This window comes from Streptomyces sp. NPDC102514 (genome assembly GCF_055584525.1).
The window spans coordinates 117,877-133,198 of sequence record NZ_JBVJLW010000003.1 but is presented as its reverse complement, the minus strand read 5'-3'; the positions used below and the strand labels follow the sequence as shown (position 1 = coordinate 133,198).

11 protein-coding genes are annotated in these 15,322 nt (G+C 71.0%); 5 read left to right on the top strand and 6 right to left on the bottom strand.

The genetic code is table 11. From position 1 onward, the window contains the following. Positions 1-249 precede the first annotated feature (249 nt). From ACZ60E_RS08775 to ACZ60E_RS08755, 5 genes are all read right to left on the bottom strand, one after another. On the bottom strand, positions 250-894 hold the full coding sequence (locus ACZ60E_RS08775) for a 3-oxoacid CoA-transferase subunit B (RefSeq protein WP_469439101.1): 645 nt from the start codon (positions 892-894) through the stop codon (positions 250-252). Next, complete coding sequence (locus ACZ60E_RS08770; RefSeq protein ID WP_385837028.1) at positions 891-1,673, bottom strand: CoA transferase subunit A; 783 nt, start codon at positions 1,671-1,673, stop codon at positions 891-893. The genes ACZ60E_RS08775 and ACZ60E_RS08770 overlap by 4 nt, the downstream gene beginning before the upstream one ends. A 22-nt stretch (positions 1,674-1,695) precedes the next feature. Continuing rightward, positions 1,696-2,625 carry a hydroxymethylglutaryl-CoA lyase gene (locus tag ACZ60E_RS08765; protein ID WP_469439100.1) on the bottom strand — a complete coding sequence of 310 codons (930 nt, stop codon included), beginning with the start codon at positions 2,623-2,625 and terminating at the stop codon, positions 1,696-1,698. A gap of 181 nt (positions 2,626-2,806) precedes the next feature. Beyond that, a complete protein-coding gene (locus ACZ60E_RS08760; RefSeq protein ID WP_469439099.1) occupies positions 2,807-4,081 on the bottom strand; it encodes a hydroxymethylglutaryl-CoA reductase, degradative in 1,275 nt (424 codons plus the stop codon). Positions 4,082-4,267: 186 nt separating this feature from the next. Then, on the bottom strand, positions 4,268-6,100 hold the full coding sequence (locus ACZ60E_RS08755) for a helix-turn-helix domain-containing protein (protein WP_469439098.1): 1,833 nt from the start codon (positions 6,098-6,100) through the stop codon (positions 4,268-4,270). A 198-nt stretch (positions 6,101-6,298) separates the two neighbouring features. Here ACZ60E_RS08755 and ACZ60E_RS08750 point away from each other — a divergent pair, with 198 nt between their 5' ends. The 4 genes from ACZ60E_RS08750 to ACZ60E_RS08735 are packed head-to-tail and all read left to right on the top strand — an operon-like array spanning position 6,299 to position 12,601. Then, positions 6,299-8,353: a hydantoinase/oxoprolinase family protein gene (locus ACZ60E_RS08750; protein ID WP_469439097.1), complete on the top strand. Its 2,055-nt coding sequence runs from the start codon at positions 6,299-6,301 to the stop codon at positions 8,351-8,353. Between the two features lie 30 nt (positions 8,354-8,383). Continuing rightward, complete coding sequence (locus tag ACZ60E_RS08745; protein WP_469439096.1) at positions 8,384-10,534, top strand: hydantoinase B/oxoprolinase family protein; 2,151 nt, start codon at positions 8,384-8,386, stop codon at positions 10,532-10,534. Positions 10,535-10,559: 25 nt separating this feature from the next. Beyond that, positions 10,560-11,819 (top strand): CaiB/BaiF CoA transferase family protein, encoded by a 1,260-nt coding sequence (locus ACZ60E_RS08740; RefSeq protein WP_469439095.1) that lies wholly within the window; start codon positions 10,560-10,562, stop codon positions 11,817-11,819. After that, positions 11,819-12,601 carry an enoyl-CoA hydratase/isomerase family protein gene (locus ACZ60E_RS08735; protein ID WP_469439094.1) on the top strand — a complete coding sequence of 261 codons (783 nt, stop codon included), beginning with the start codon at positions 11,819-11,821 and terminating at the stop codon, positions 12,599-12,601. The genes ACZ60E_RS08740 and ACZ60E_RS08735 overlap by 1 nt, the downstream gene beginning before the upstream one ends. Positions 12,602-12,770: 169 nt before the next feature. Here ACZ60E_RS08735 and ACZ60E_RS08730 read toward each other — a convergent pair whose 3' ends face one another. Beyond that, positions 12,771-13,697: a LysR family transcriptional regulator gene (locus tag ACZ60E_RS08730; protein ID WP_469439093.1), complete on the bottom strand. Its 927-nt coding sequence runs from the start codon at positions 13,695-13,697 to the stop codon at positions 12,771-12,773. 280 nt (positions 13,698-13,977) lie between these two features. On the opposite strand from ACZ60E_RS08730, the gene ACZ60E_RS08725 reads away from it, so the two are divergent. Further along, a complete protein-coding gene (locus ACZ60E_RS08725) occupies positions 13,978-15,321 on the top strand; it encodes an MFS transporter (protein WP_384812341.1) in 1,344 nt (447 codons plus the stop codon). Position 15,322 lies beyond the last annotated feature (1 nt).

Sequence of the window (15,322 nt, the reverse complement as noted above, 5' to 3'; positions counted from 1 at the left end):
CGCTGGCTCCCCACGTATCGAGGTCCTTGTGTGACGGACGGCGCGACATGAGCTGGTGGGTGCTCATGGCAACACAGCGATTACATCGTTGTAAAGAGGTGGGTGCAGAGATTCTGACGTGCCGGTAGATTCCAGCGGGACGCGCGCGGAAAGGCCTCGTCGGGCCCGCCACCCGGCCGAGGCGGCCCGCGCAGCCCTCCGCCGCGTCCCGTCGACGGGCCCGACCGTGAACCGGCGGGTGCGGGCGGGTCAGCCGACGGTTCGCCGGGCGTCGTGCAGCACCGCCGCGGTGCGGTCGCGGACCGTGTCGGCGTCGACGCCGGGTACGGTTTCGTGGAGCGTGAGTCCGTCCGGCCCGACGTCGATGACGGCGAGGTCGGTGATGATGCGGTCGACCACACCCTTCCCGGTCAGCGGCAGGCTGCAGCTTTCGACGATCTTCGGTTCGCCGGTTCTGGTGGTGTGTTCCATCAGCACGATGACGCGGCGGGCGCCGTGGACGAGGTCCATGGCGCCGCCCATGCCCTTGATCATGCGGCCGGGGACGGTCCAGTTGGCCAGGTCGCCGGCCGCGGAGACCTGCATGCCGCCGAGGACGGCGACGTCGACCTTGCCGCCGCGGATCATCCCGAAGGACAGCGCGGAATCGAAGACGGAGGCGGCCGGCCGCAGCGTCACCGTCTCCTTGCCGGCGTTGATCAGGTCGGGGTCGACATCCGCGCGCAGGGGATGGTCACCGACACCGAGCAGGCCGTTCTCCGAGTGCAGCACCACGTCGATGCCTTCGGGGACGTACGCGGGGATCAGCGTCGGCAAACCGATGCCGAGGTTGACGTACTCGCCGTCGCGCAGTTCGGCCGCCGCGCGGGCCGCCATCTCTTCCCGGGTCCTCATGCGGTCACCTCTCGGGCCGTCAGCTTCTCGATGTCTTTCGCCGTGGCCTGTTCCGCGGTCAGTACGACGACGCGATGGACGTAGATGCCGGGCAGATGCACCTCGTCGGGACCGAGTTCGCCGGGCTCGACCAGCTCTTCGACCTCGGCGATCGTGACCCGTCCCGCCATCGCGGCCAGGGGGTTGAAGTTCCGCGCCGAGGAATGGAAGGCGAGGTTTCCGTAGCGATCGCCCCGGGCCGCCCGGATCAGCGCGAAGTCCGTGGAGAGGCCGTGTTCGAGGACGTAGTCGCGCTCGACGCCTTCCGTGGTGAAGCGTCGGGTCTCCTTGGGCGGCGAGGACACGAGGACCTCGCCCTCCGGCCCGTAGCGCAGCGGCATGCCTCCGTCGGCGATCACCGTGCCGACCCCGGCGGGTGTGTAGAAGGCGGGGATGCCGCAGCCGCCTGCGCGAAGCCTCTCGGCGAGGGTGCCCTGCGGAGTCAGCTCGACCTCGACCTCACCGGCGAGATACTGCCGGGCGAACTCCTTGTTCTCGCCGATGTACGAGGCGGTGATCCGGCGGATCCGCCGCCGCTCCAGCAGGATGCCAAGGCCTCGCCCGTCGGTGCCGCAGTTGTTGGACGTCACGTCGAGGTCCGTCGTGCCGGCATCGGCGAGAGCTTCGATGAGTACTGTTGGGATGCCACAGAGCCCGAACCCACCGACCGCAAGGCCGGCACCGTCGGCGATGTCGGCCACGGCCGCGGCGGCACTCCCGACGATCTTGTTGACAGGCATACGCGTGCTCTTTCTGGGTCGGTCAGCCGCCGGCGAGGGCGCGGACGGTGCGGGAAGGGCTGGGCCGGCCGAGCAGATCGGCGAGCCACGTACTCGTCTCGACGAGCTTGTCCAGATCCACTCCGGTGTCGATGCCGAGGCCCGCGAGCTGCCACAGCAGATCCTCCGTGGCCAGGTTGCCGGTGGCGGACTTCGCGTACGGGCAGCCGCCCAGGCCGCCGGCGGAGGCGTCGACGGTGGTCACTCCGTGCCGCAGAGCGGTCAGGGTGTTGGAGAGGGCCTGGCCGTAGGTGTCGTGGAAGTGCACCGCGACGCTCTCCACCGGTACGCCGCCCGCGGTGAGGGCGTCCAGCAGGGCGGCGACCCGGCCGGGAGTGGCGACGCCGATGGTGTCGCCGAGGGACAACTCGGTGCAGCCCAGCGCGATCAGCCGGGTGGCCACGGCCACCACCTGCGGAATCGAGACCTCGCCCTCCCAGGGATCGCCCCAGCACATGGACAGGTAGCCGCGCACCCGCATCCCTGTTTCGCGGGCCCGTCCGACGACCGGCGCGAACATCTCCAGGGACTCCTCGACCGTCCGGTTGAGGTTGGCCCTGGCGAAACTCTCCGTCGCCGAACCGAACACCGCGATGTCGTCCACCCCGAGGTCGACGGCCCGCTCCAGGCCCCGCATGTTGGGGACCAGCACCGGGTACCGCACGCCCGGCCTGCGGTCGATGCGACGCAGGACCTCCTCCGCGTCGGCGAGTTGGGGCACCCACTTCGGATGGACGAGACTGGTGGTCTCGACCACGCGGTGCCCGGCGTCGACGAGGCGCTCCACCAACTCCGCCTTCACGGACGCCGGTACGGTCGCGGACTCGTTCTGCAGCCCGTCGCGGGGACCGACTTCGCAGACGGTGACCCGGGCGGGGAGCCCGGGCAGCTGATCGATGCCGTAGCCGGTCACTGGGAAACCTCCGGTGATGCAGCGCAGTTGACACGGCCGGGGCGAAGCACCGCGGCCGTACCGGGGATCGGGGATGGACGCGTCGGCGGCGCGACGTGGGCGACGGGCGTACGAGGACCTGGACCGGGTCGCCCGTCCGGGCACCGTGCGCCCGTTGGCAGCGCGCGCCTGCTGGTCGGCGTCAGCGGCCGGCCCGCATCTCGGCGAGGACGCGCTGGGCATGGTCGGCGCGGACCTGCCTGTCCGCGACGAGACGGGCGACGAGGGCAGGCACTTCCTCCGCGCTCGCGCCCGCCGTGAGGGCGACGTTGCGGGCGTGCAGCGACATGTGCCCGCGCTGGATGCCCTCGGTGGCCAGCGCACGCACCGCGCCGAAGTTCTGCGCCAGTCCGACGGCGATGATGATCTCTGCCAGCTCGGTCGCCGTGGTGACACCGAGGAGGGCGATCGAGGCCTGCGCCACCGGGTGCAGCTTGGTCGCACCGCCCACCAGACCGACCGGCATGGGCAGTTCCAGGGTGCCGACGACGTTTCCGTCGGCGTCCTTCTCGAACCGCGACATCGAGGTGTAGCGCCCGGTGGGAGAGATCGCGTGCGAATGGGCGCCGGCTTCGACCGCGCGGGTGTCGTTGCCGGTGGCGAGCACGACCGCGGAAATGCCGTTCATGATGCCCTTGTTGTGGGTGGCCGCACGGTACGGATCGGCCTCCGCGAGTGCCGCCGCGTGCACGATGTCGTCGACCACCGACTCGCCGCCCAGCGCCTCGGCGTCGAAGACCGCCCGCGCCCGGGAGAGGCGCTGGTCCGCCTTGTTGGTCAGGATCCGCAGCAGCGTACGGCCGCCCGCGATCTGGCCGGCCCGGACGGCGACGGCCTCGGCCATGGTGTTCACCGCGTTGGCGCCCATCGCGTCGCGGACGTCCACGTGCAGATGGGCGACGACGTAGGTGCCGGCCCGGGACGGAACGACCCGCACCGAGATGTCGCGGACGCCACCGCCGAACTCGACCAGCTTCGGGTCCTGCGCGTCGGCCAGTTCGACGAGTTCCTGGCGGGCCTCCAGCAGCCGGAGCCGGCCCGCCTCGGGGTCACGTACACCGATGATCTGGACCTGGGCCTGCATGACCGGCTCGGTGGACGAGGTGAAGAAGCCGCCGTGGGCGCGGGCCACCTTCGCCGAGTTCGAGGCCGCGGCGACCACGGAGGCCTCCTCGCTGGCCATCGGCACGAGTACGTCACGGCCGTTGACGACGAAGTTGGTCGCCACGCCCACGGGGAGCTCCATGACCCCCACCACGTTCTCGATCATGTGGTCGGCCAGCTCGACACCGAGGCCGTGCTGCGGGGCGAAGGCGGCGATGCGCTGCGGATCGACGGTGGCGGACTCCGCCACGATCCGCCGGCGTGCGTCGACGGACAGGTCCCGTAGACCCTGGATACGGCTGGTGCGCGGCATGCGGCCCCTCCACTGCGTCGTGGTCACCGAACGGCTCGGTGCGGTAGGCGACGCTAGTTCCGTTCCGCCGACTCAGGTATGGGTGAATGGCCCATGTGCACTGCCGATCCGCTGGACGATCGGCCCTGCCGAGTCCGGAGTCCGCCCGCGGAGCCAGCCCGTCGGGTGCGCAAGCCTCTCCGGCGCTCACACACCTCTCGTGAGGTGGGCCAACTGGACCGCGACCGTGATCCGGAAGAGCCGGTCGGGCTCCTGCCAGTCCGCTCCGAGGAGTTCCGCCGTGCGTTCCAGCCGCTGCAGCACCGTGTTCTTGTGCAGGTGGAGGGCGCGGGCGGTGGCGACCGGACTCATCCGGTTGCCGAGATAGGCGGCCAGGGTGGGCACGAGCTTGCCTGCGTGCGCGTCGTCCCAGTCCAGCAGCGGGCCGATGACACGCCGCAGATACGTCGCCACACGCGGCTCACCGGGACCGAACAGCGCCGTGTACGGAAGGTACGCGTCGGCGGTGACGGCCGCGTCGTCCAGTCCGAGGGCGGGCAGGACGCCCACACAGGCCGACGCCGCCTCGATCTGGGCGCGCAGATCGTCGTCCAGGTCCGCGAAGCCCGCGCCGACCGCCAGCACGGGTGCCCGTACGGTGCGGCCGACGGTGGCGTGGACGGAGGCGCTCGCCGCGGCCGGGTCGGAGTCGGTGGTGAGGGCGATCACATGATCGGCGTACTCCCCGATCAGTCCGCTCTCGCGGCGCAGGCCGCGGACGGCCTCATGACGCAGTTCGGCGGGCAGCGCGACCACGACCACGGAACGCAGTTCGTCGAGCCGGATGCCCCGCGCGCGGGCCCGGGTGGCGAGGTCGGCATGACGCTCGGGGTCCGCGGAGAGCAGATCGGCCAGCAGGTCGCTGCGTACCCGCTGCTCGGCCTCGATCATGGCGTCCTGCTTCAGATTGAGCAGTGCGGTGATCTGGGCGGCGCGTTCCGCGGTGCGCAGCTCGACCGGCCCGAAGGCAACCTCACCCGGCTCCAGCAGCAGCGCGCCCAGCAGGGTCGCGCCGGCCAGGACGGCGACCACGTACCCGCCGTCCGTCGGGGTGCACCGGCCGCTGCGGCGGCTGCGGTCGACCGCCGTGGCCACGGGATCCTGGAGACGCCCCACATCGAGGAGCGTCACCCGGCACCGCAGGGCCCGGCCGAGCGCGGTGGCGACATCGGACGCCTCACTGCCCTGGAGCACCAGACCGGTGAGCTCGCTGTGCACCTCGCTGGCCCGCTCCATGGCCTCCACATGACGGGCGAGCTCGCCGTAGGCGTGGCGGGTCTCGTCGGCCGCGTCCTGGGTACGGGCCAGCAGCCGCGCGGTCTGCAGCACGACGGCGGCATGGTCGGCGAAGGCCGACAGCAGGGAGATCTCCTCCGGGGCGAACTCGTGCTCGACACGGTTGGCGGCGAACAGCACACCGATCACCTCGTCACCCGCGAGCAGCGGCACGCCGAGCATCGACACGAGACCCTCCGCGGTCACGGCGGAATCGATGCCGGAATCGTGCGGCGCCTGGGTCATCGTGGCGTAGGAGGACGTCCAGCAGGGCCGGCGTCCCTCGACCACCCGGCTGGCCAGGCCCATCCCGGGCGGAACCCGCAGCCCCGGGAACGACGGCGCGACCGTCCCGAGAGTCGTACGCACCAGCAGCTCGCGGCTGTCCTCCTGATACTCGGACAGATAGGTGACGTCCGTGCCCATCAGGTCGTGCGCCCGCTCCACGAGCCGGCCCAGCAGCTCGTCGACGTCACGGAGCTGGGCGAGCTCACGCGCGGAGGAGAACAGTGCCGCCAGCTCCTGACCACGGCGCCGCCACCGGTCGGAGGTCGCGCGCAGCCGCCGCAGCTCCTGACCGATGCGCACACTGTCCTGCCGGGAGAGGGACACCGTCGCCAGCAGCTCGTCCACGTCCGCCTCCTGCTCGGCGGACGCGGCCTGGAGCAGGCTCACGACCACGTCGACCGGAAAAGTGTCCGCCATGTGCGAGCCTCGCCCTCTGTGCCGATGAGCCACCGGCCGTTCGAATCCAGTGGACCGAACATACATAGCCGCGCGGTGACGGCGCACGTAGCGTCCACAGCAGCGCCGAGGCAGGGAAGCCTGCGCGAGCCGCCCATCGGGCCGCCTTGCGCGGGCCGGGCGCGCACAGCACCGACGCAGTCAAAGGAGACAGCGAGCATGACTCTTCATGTGGGCATCGACGTCGGTGGGACCTTTACCGACGCCGTGGCGGTCGTCGACGGGGTCGCCGTACGGGGCAAGGCCTTCTCGACCAAGGACGTGACCACCGGCATCCTGGGTGCGCTGGCGGTGCTCCAGGAACGCGCGGGAATGAACGAGGCCGACTTCTTCGCCGCCGTGGACCGCTTCGTGCTCGGCAACACCATCGTCACCAACGCGGTGGACGAACAGAAGTTCGCCCCCGTGGGACTGCTGACCACACAGGGCTTCCGCGACACCCTGCGCATCGCCCGGTCGGCCCGCACCGACGAGCGCGACCCGCACAAGATGGCGGCGCCGCCGGACATCGTGGAGCGCCGCCGCATCATCGAGGTCGCGGAGCGGGTCGACGCGCACGGCACGGTGCTGGCGCCGCTCACCGACGACGCGATCGCCACCGCGGTCGACGCGGTGCTGGCGGCCGGCGCGGAGGCGATCGCCGTCTGTCTGCTCTGGTCCTTCCGCAACCCGGCGCACGAGAAGGCGATCGGGGAGTACCTGGACGCCCACCACCCGGACGTCCCGTACACGCTCTCCAGCCGTCTCACTCCCGTGTACCGCGAGTACGAGCGCATGGTCACCACCGCGCTGGACGCCGCGGTCAAACCGATCGTGGCGTCCCACTTCCACCAGCTCGCCGACGAGCTGCGTGGCCGGGGACTGCGGGCGCGGGTGCAGATCATGCAGGTGCACGGGGGATTCCTGTCGGTCGAGGAGACCAGCAAGGCCCCGATCCAGATGTTCAACTCCGGCCCGGTCGGCGGTGTCACAGGGGCCCGCCTGCTGGGCCGGCAGCTCGGCCGCCGGCGCGTGCTGACCGCCGACATGGGCGGCACCAGCCTCGACGCGGCAGCGATCATCGACGACGAGTTCCGGCTGCTGCCGCGGGCCGAGATCGGCGGCCTGCCCACCAGCCTGACCGCCGTGGACATCGAGACCATCGGCGCCGGCGGCGGCAGCCTCGCCTGGGTCGACGGCCGCAACCTGCTGCGCGTCGGCCCGCACAGCGCGGGCTCCACACCGGGCCCCGCCTGCTACGGCAAGGGCGGCGCCCGCCCGGCGGTCACCGACGCGGCGCTGGTGCTCGGGCTCATCAACCCGCACTACTACCTCGGCGGCACCGTCCCGCTCTACGAGGACCAGGCCCGCGCCGCCCTGCGCGAGCACGTCGCCGAACCCCTGGGCATCACCGAGGACGCCGCGGCCGAAGGCGTCTACCGGCTGGCGACATCCCAGATGTCCAACGCGCTGCGCAAGATCACGGTGAACCGGGGACACGATCCGCGCGAGTTCACCCTCGTCGGCTTCGGCGGCGCGTGCGGTCTGTTCGCGGCCGCCATCGCCGCCGAGGCGGGCGTACGCGAAGTGGTCGTCCCGCGCAACGCCGCCGTGTTCTCCGCGCACGGCCTCATGCACGCCGACTCCGTGTTCTCCGCCGTACGGACGAGCCCGTGGACGATGGATCAGCCCGCCGCCGACCTGGACAAGGAGTTCACCGCCCTGGAGGAGCGCGCCCAGGCCTGGTTCGAGGCCGAGGGTATCCCCGAGGACCGGCGTGAACTCTTCCGCGAGGCCGACGTCAAGTTCATGGGCCAGATCTTCGAAGTCACCACCCGGCTGCCCGCGGGCACCTTCGGCGAAGCCGACAAGGCCGCGCTGCGGACCCGGTTCATCGCCGACTACGAGGAGGAGTTCGGCGCCGGAACCGCCTGGGCCGAGGCGGACATCCTGCTGGTCAACTCACGGGTACGGGCCGTCGGGCGCAGCGACGTGCAGAAGGTCGAACGGGTCGCGGGCGGCGAGGAACGGCACGAGCTCAGCCGCCGCAAGGTCCTGGAGCCGCTCACCGGCAAGCGGCTGGAGATCGACGTGCACCGCGGATTCGGAGCCCTCGGCCGGGCCGAAGGACCGTGCCTGCTGGAGGAGCCGGACACCACGGTGTACGTGCCGAGCGGTGCCACCGTCGCACTCACCGACGGCGGCGACTTCCTGATGCGCCTCGCCGACCGCTGACTTCCGCCCCGTACGTCGAAGGAGACGACCATGAGTGGCACCCCGCACAACCTGCCCGACGGCTTCGACCCGGTCACCCTCGAAGTGATCCGCATGCGCCTGGACTCCATCGTGGAGGAGATGGGCATCGCGATGATCCGCTCCTCGGGCTCCCCGGTCATCACCGAGGCCGGCGACTTCAACACCGCGCTGTTCGACCCCACCGGCCGCATCTACGCCTACTCCGACTACGTCCAGTTCCACATCGGCTCCGGCAGCGTCGCCGTACGGAACCTGGTGAAGGCCATCGAGGGGGAGCAACTGTCGCCCGGTGACGCGTTCATCAGCAACGACCCGCACACCGCCGGCGCCAGCCACCCGCCGGACACCAACGTCATCTCGCCGATCTTCCACGGCGACGAGCTGATCGGCTGGGCACAGTCGCAGGCGCACCTCATCGACGTCGGCGGCATGACCCCCGGCGGCTTCGCGCCCGGCGCCCACGACTGCTACGCCGAGGCGCTGCGGCTCCCGCCGGGCGTCAAGATCTTCGAGCGCGGCGAACCCGTCGAGTGGGTCCGCCGCATCCTCCTCAACAACGTCCGCGTACCGGCCCTGTTCTGGAACGACGTGCGCTCCCTGGTCGCCAGCAACAACACCGGCATCCGGCGGCTGCTGGCCACGACGGAGGAGTTCGGCCTCGACCGGTTCCGGGACTACACGAAGCTGTCCTTCGAACTGGCCGAGCAGGTCGTGCGCGACCGCGTCCGCGAGATCCCCGACGGCACCTACACCGCCGAGGAGTGGACGGAGCACAACGGACACGTCGACGAGCTGTACCGCGTCGCGTGCACGATGACCAAGCACGACGACCAGGTGACCTTCGACTTCACCGGCTCCAGCGAGCAGACCGACGGCTTCGTCAACTGCAGCTACGGCGCGCTCGTCGGCAGCGTCGCCAGCGCCATCGTGCCGATCCTCGCGTGGGACGTCCCCTTCAACGAGGGGGTCATGACCGCGTTCGACATCCTCGCCGAGCCCGGTTCGATCGTCAATCCGCGCCCTCCGGCGCCGATCAGCAACGGACACCTGACGACCGGGGCCCGGGTCAGCCGCGTCATCACGAAACTGATGAACGAGGCGTGCCGCACCAGCACCGACGACGTCATCCGCGACCGCACCCAGGGCGTGTGGGGCGACTCGTGGACGGGCGGCATCTCCGCGGGCACCACCGACGACGGCGAGTACTTCGTGCTGTTCAACATGGACGGCGGCGGCATGGGCGCCGGCGCCCAGCCGGAGAGCGACGGGCTCGACTGCGCGGGCATGATGACGCAGGTCAACAACATGCTGCCGGACGTCGAGATGAACGAGATGCTCTACCCGGTGCTCTACCTGTGGAAGCAGCTCAGCGTCGAGAGCGCCGGGCACGGTGCCCACCGCGGCGGCCTCGGCCTGCGCTTCGCGTGGACCCTGCACGGCGCCCAGGAGGTCACCCAGACCGTGTTCGCCCCCAACGCCCAGGTGGTCGCCGACGGCTTCGGCGGGGGACTGCCCGGCGGAGGCAGCGGCCACGAGGTCTGGCGCCGCAGCAACGTCGCCGACCTCCTCACCGAGGGCCGGGTGCCCGACCCCGGCACGCTGGACAGCGCGGAGCGTGAACTGCTCGCCATCAACCAGCAGTCCGTCAGCATCCGCGACGGTGACGTGCTGGTGCAGTGGATCGCCGGCGGAGGCGGCTACGGCGACCCCCTGCTCCGGGACCCCCGGCTCGTCGCCGCCGACGTCCGGGACGGATACGTGACCGAGGAGACCGCGCGGCGCACCTACGGCGTGGTCGTCACCGACGGGACCGCCGACGAGACGGCCACCACGCGGGCGCGCGCCGCGCTGCGCGAGGAACGCCTCGGCCGCAGCCCGGAGCGGCCCGTCCCGGCCGACTCCCCGGCCCGGGCCTCCGCACCACAGCGCGACGCCGACGGCTGGCACGTGCCGGCCAGCGGCGCCCGCCTGGGCGCGGGCGACGACTGGCGCGACCAGGCACACAAGGTCACCCACGTCGCGGCCGAGCGACTCGCCGAGCACGGAGTGCGCGTCCGCCCCCGCACCGACGGCTGGAAGATCGTCATCGACGAGTTCTACAGTCCCTCGTGCGGCACCCTGCTCGATGCCCGTGTCCGGGTGGACACCGGCGCGAGCTGACCGAGAACCGGAGCAAGGAACCAACATGACCTTCAACGACGCCGGGCCCCTCGCGGGCATGCTGCCCGGAGGACTGTCCGAGGGCGCGCTGCGCGGTGTGGTCGTCCTCGACATCACGCGGGTGGTGGCGGGGCCGTTCTGCTCGATGCTGCTGGCGGATCTCGGCGCGACCGTGATCAAGATCGAGAACCCGAAGGACCCGGACTACGCCCGGGACTTCCCGCCCAAGCTCACGGCGGACTCCGGCGAGGAGTTCAGCGGGTTCTTCGCGCAGTTCAACCGCAACAAGTTCGGCCTGACCATCGATCTGTCGACCGACGGGGGCAAGGAGCTGCTCAAGAAGCTGGTGCGGCGCGCCGACGTCCTCGTGGAGAACTTCCGGCCGGGCACGATGGACAAGCTCGGCGTCGGCTTCGACGTCCTGCGACAGGAGAACCCGCGCCTGGTGTACACGGCGATTTCCGGCTACGGGCAGAACGGCCCGTACCGGCGCCGGCCCGCCTACGACAACAGTGCGCAGGCCACCGGCGGCCTGTGGTCGATGAACGGCTTCCCCGACCGGCCGCCGGCGCGGGTCGGCACCATCATCGGAGACCTCTCCGCCACGCTGTACGCCGTCATCGGCACCCTCGCCGCCCTGCGCCACGCGGAGAAGACGGGCCAGGGGCAGATGGTCGACATCTCCCAGCAGGACTCGGTGCTCAGCCTCACCGAGAACGCCGTCGTGTCCTACACGGTCGACGGCAAGGTCCCCGGCCCCCTCGGCAACGAGCACCCGTTCGTCAAGCCCTACGAGCTGTACCCCTGCAAGGACGGATTCGTCTTCTTCGGCGGCTACACCGACAAGTTCTGGCGGCTGTCCTGTCAGCTGTTCGGACAGCCCGAACTCGCCGACGACCCCGAGATCGACACCATGGCCAAGCGGTTCACCCCCGAGGTGTACGAACGCCGGGTCCGGCCACTGCTCCACCGGTGGTTCGAGGACAGGACGAAGACCGAGCTCGAGGAGATCGTCGGGGACGCCGTACCGCTGAGCGCGATCAAGGACATCGCCGAGGTCGTCGCGGACCCGCAGATCGCCGCGCGCGACATGGTCGTCGACGTCGAGTATCCCGACTTCGGCGAGCTGCGGATGTTCGGATCCCCGGTCAAGCTCGGGGACACACCCACCCAGCCGCGCGGCCTGGCACCTAAGGTCGGCGAACACTCGGACACCATCCTGCGGGCACTCGCCGACCTCGACGAGGACGCGATCACGCGACTGCGGGAAGAGGGAGCCATCTGATGGGCGGCATCACCCTCGACAGGGACGGCGACGTCGCGATCGTGCGCTTCGACCGCCCGGAGAAACTCAACGCACTCACCCTCGCGATGTACGACGAACTCGGCGCGGCCTTCGCCGAGGTCCGCGACAACGACGCGATCGCCGTCGCGGTCCTCACCGGCAGCGGCGACCGGGCCTTCTGCGTGGGCGCCGACCTCACCGAGTCCATCCCGGCACTGGCGGAGGGCCGCTTCGACATCTCGCGGTGGGACGCCGCGCACCAGAAGCACACCTCGCTGTTCAAGCCGGTCATCGCCGCGGTGAACGGCCTGTGCCTCGGCGGCGGATTCGAGATCATGCTGTCCACCGACATCAGGATCGCGGCCGACACCGCGCAGTTCGGCCTCCCCGAGAGCGGCGTCGGCGTCGTGCCGGCCGGCGGGACGCTCACCAGGCTCACCCGCCAGATCCCCTACGCGTGGGCGATGGAACTGATGCTCCAGGGCGACCGCGTCACGGCCGAGCAGGCGCTGCGCTACGGGGTGCTCAACGAGGTCGTCCCCGCCGCCGACCTCCTCGACGCCGCGCTGCGCCGCGCCCACCGGCTCGCCACGCGCAGCGGTACCGCCCTGCGGACCATCAAGGAGGCCGTGCTCCGCCTCGGCGACCTCCCGCAGGACCAGGCCTTCCACAGCGAGGCCCTCTACGGGCAGAAGGCGTTCACCTCACCGGACGCCCGTGAGGGGCTGAGCGCGTTCACCGAACGCCGCGAGCCCGACTTCCCGTCCCGCGCACGACCATGACGTACGTGGCCGGCGCCAGCGCGCCGGCCACCACGACGGCTGCGGCCCCCACACCGAGACACATCCCCAGGAAGCCGCTGCCACCGGACACCACGGGCAGCGGCTCGACCTGTTCGCCGCTCCGCCGGGAGACCGTGCCTTCCAGGCGCCAAGCGCGCGGTCGGCCGGCTCAGCCGTGATCCGGCGCATCGGGAGCAGCAGGGGAGCGACTGCCCGGCTTTCGGCCGCCGTCGTTGGCCATGAGCCAGCTCGACAGCTGCCGTACGGCCGCGTCGATCTCGTCGTGCGCGTAGTGATCGGGGTCCCACCCGGCGTACAGGGAGATGGCCAGCGGACGGCCCTGGGCGGTCAGAGGGCGCACGCTCAGGTCGAACTGCGGATGGTCGACGACCACGCACACGCCGTGGCCCGCGGCGGCCAGAGCCTGTGCCATGGCCTCGGACTGCGGCTCGAAGGCGGGCCTGAGCGGCGTGCTCTGCTCGTACAGGGTGGTGTCGAGGGCGCGCCGCACGGCGCTGGCCCGGCTGCTGACGATGACCGGGTGGTCGAGCAGACCCGCCAGCTCCAGGTCGCCGCCCTCCTGGGCGACGGGGTGGGAGGCGGGCATCTGGGCACTGATCCGACGGCCGCCCAGCCGCCGCGCCGCCATGCCGCCGGGCGGCGGAGCGGTGGAGATGCCGATGTCGACGTCCCCGGCCAGCAGCCGCTCGTACACCTGGTCCGGCTCACAGCCCCGGGCGTCGGTGAAGGGGCCGCCGAGCTCGGCGACGTACGGGGCGATGAGATGCGTGATGGTGGAGTTGGGGCAGGCCACGCGGAACTGGAGCGGGCTCTGCCCGGACACGGCCTGCAGCAGCTCCGTGCCCTGCGCGGCCCGCAGCGTGAGATCCCTGGCGACGGGTACGAAGCGGCGCCCGGCCGCCGTGAGCTGGACCCCCGTGCTGGTGCGCCGGAGCAGCTCCGCGCCCAGTTCCCGTTCGAGGGAGCGCAACTGCCGCGAGACGGAGGGCTGGGCCACATGGACGCGCGCGGCGGCGGCCGTCATCGAGCCGGTGTCCACCACCGCCAGGAAATACCGCAGGACCCGCAGTTCCATCGTGCCTCCGTCGTACCGCGACCGCGCCGCCGCCGTGTCTTCACCGCCCGGCCCCGCCACCGTATCCCCGCCCGGACCCAGTCATGCCTCCGAGGTATGACCGTACAGCTCAGAAGGTACTGGACCGTATGGCCGGTCGGCCACGAAACTATGGCCGACCGGACAACACCGTTCGAACGGGCACCCGCAGCGTCGCGGTCAACGCAGGACCTTGTGCCGCCTCGCGCCGCGCACAGGTCACATCCCCCGCCGGCACCGCCGCTTATCCCCGGAGTCAGCCATGCCCCAGACCACAACCACCGCCGGCCGCAAAGCCAGACAGGCCACCACCGCGTCCTTCATCGGGACCGCGGTCGAGTGGTACGACTTCTACATCTACGGCACCGCCACCGCCCTGGTGTTCGGCAAGCTGTTCTTCCCCACCGCCAGTCCCACCGCCGGCACCCTCGCTGCCTTCGCCACCTTCTGGGTCGGCTTCCTGGCCCGCCCGCTGGGCGGACTGATCTTCGGCCACATCGGTGACCGCGTGGGACGCAAGAACGTCCTCGTCACCACCCTCGTCCTGATGGGGTCCGCCACCACCCTCATCGGCCTGCTGCCCACCTACGCCACCATCGGCGCCGCCGCGCCGGTCCTGCTCGTCCTGCTCCGCGCCGTGCAGGGCATCGCGGTCGGCGGCGAATGGGGCGGGGCGGTGCTCATGGCCACCGAGAACGCCGAGCACAAGCGCCGCGGCCTCGCGGGCATGTGGGTCCAGCAGGGCTCGCCGGCCGGGTCCATCCTGGCCACCCTCGTCTTCATCGCCGTCGGAAACCTGCCCGACGACGCGTTCATGACGTGGGGCTGGCGCGTCCCGTTCCTGCTCTCCGCCCTGCTGGTGATCATCGGTCTGGTGATCCGGCTGAAGGTCACCGAGTCCACCGACTTCGAGAAGGCCAGGCAGCAGGAGGACGCCGCCCCGAAGATTCCCGTGGTCGAGCTGTTCCGCACCTCCCGCGTGCTGGTCCTGCTCGGTGTGGGTGCCAGCGCCATGGGTATCTCGTCCGCCTACTTCACCAACACCTTCGTGCTGTCCTGGGCGACGAGCGACCTGGGCGTGCACCGGCAGACCATGCTCGACATCCTCCTGATCCTCGCCATTCTGCAGTTCCTGTGGCAGCCCCTGGCGGCACTGCTCGCCCAGCGCGTGGGAACGGTGCGGGTGATGGCGGGCGCCCTGATCGCCAACATCGTGGTCGCGGTGCCGATGTTCCTCCTGATCGCCACCCGCAACAGCACACTGATCGGGGTGGGACTGGCCCTGGGCGTCCTCACCGGATGCAGCTACTACGCGCTGCTGGCCGGTTTCCTGTCCCAGGCGTTCCCGGTCAAGGTCCGCTACACCGGCGTCTCCCTGGCCTACCAGCTGTGCAGCACCATCATTGGCGGTTCGACCCCCTTCGTCGCCCAGTGGCTGCTCACCCGGGGCGCCGGCCACTGGCCGGTGGTCGGCTACTACATCACGCTCCTGCTGCTTACCACGGTCAGCGTGCTGGCCCTGGCCCGGTACCGCTCGGGTCACCGCGACGACGCCCCGGGGACCGACGCCCGGGAGAAGCGGGAGAGCATCCCCACCGTCGCCTGAG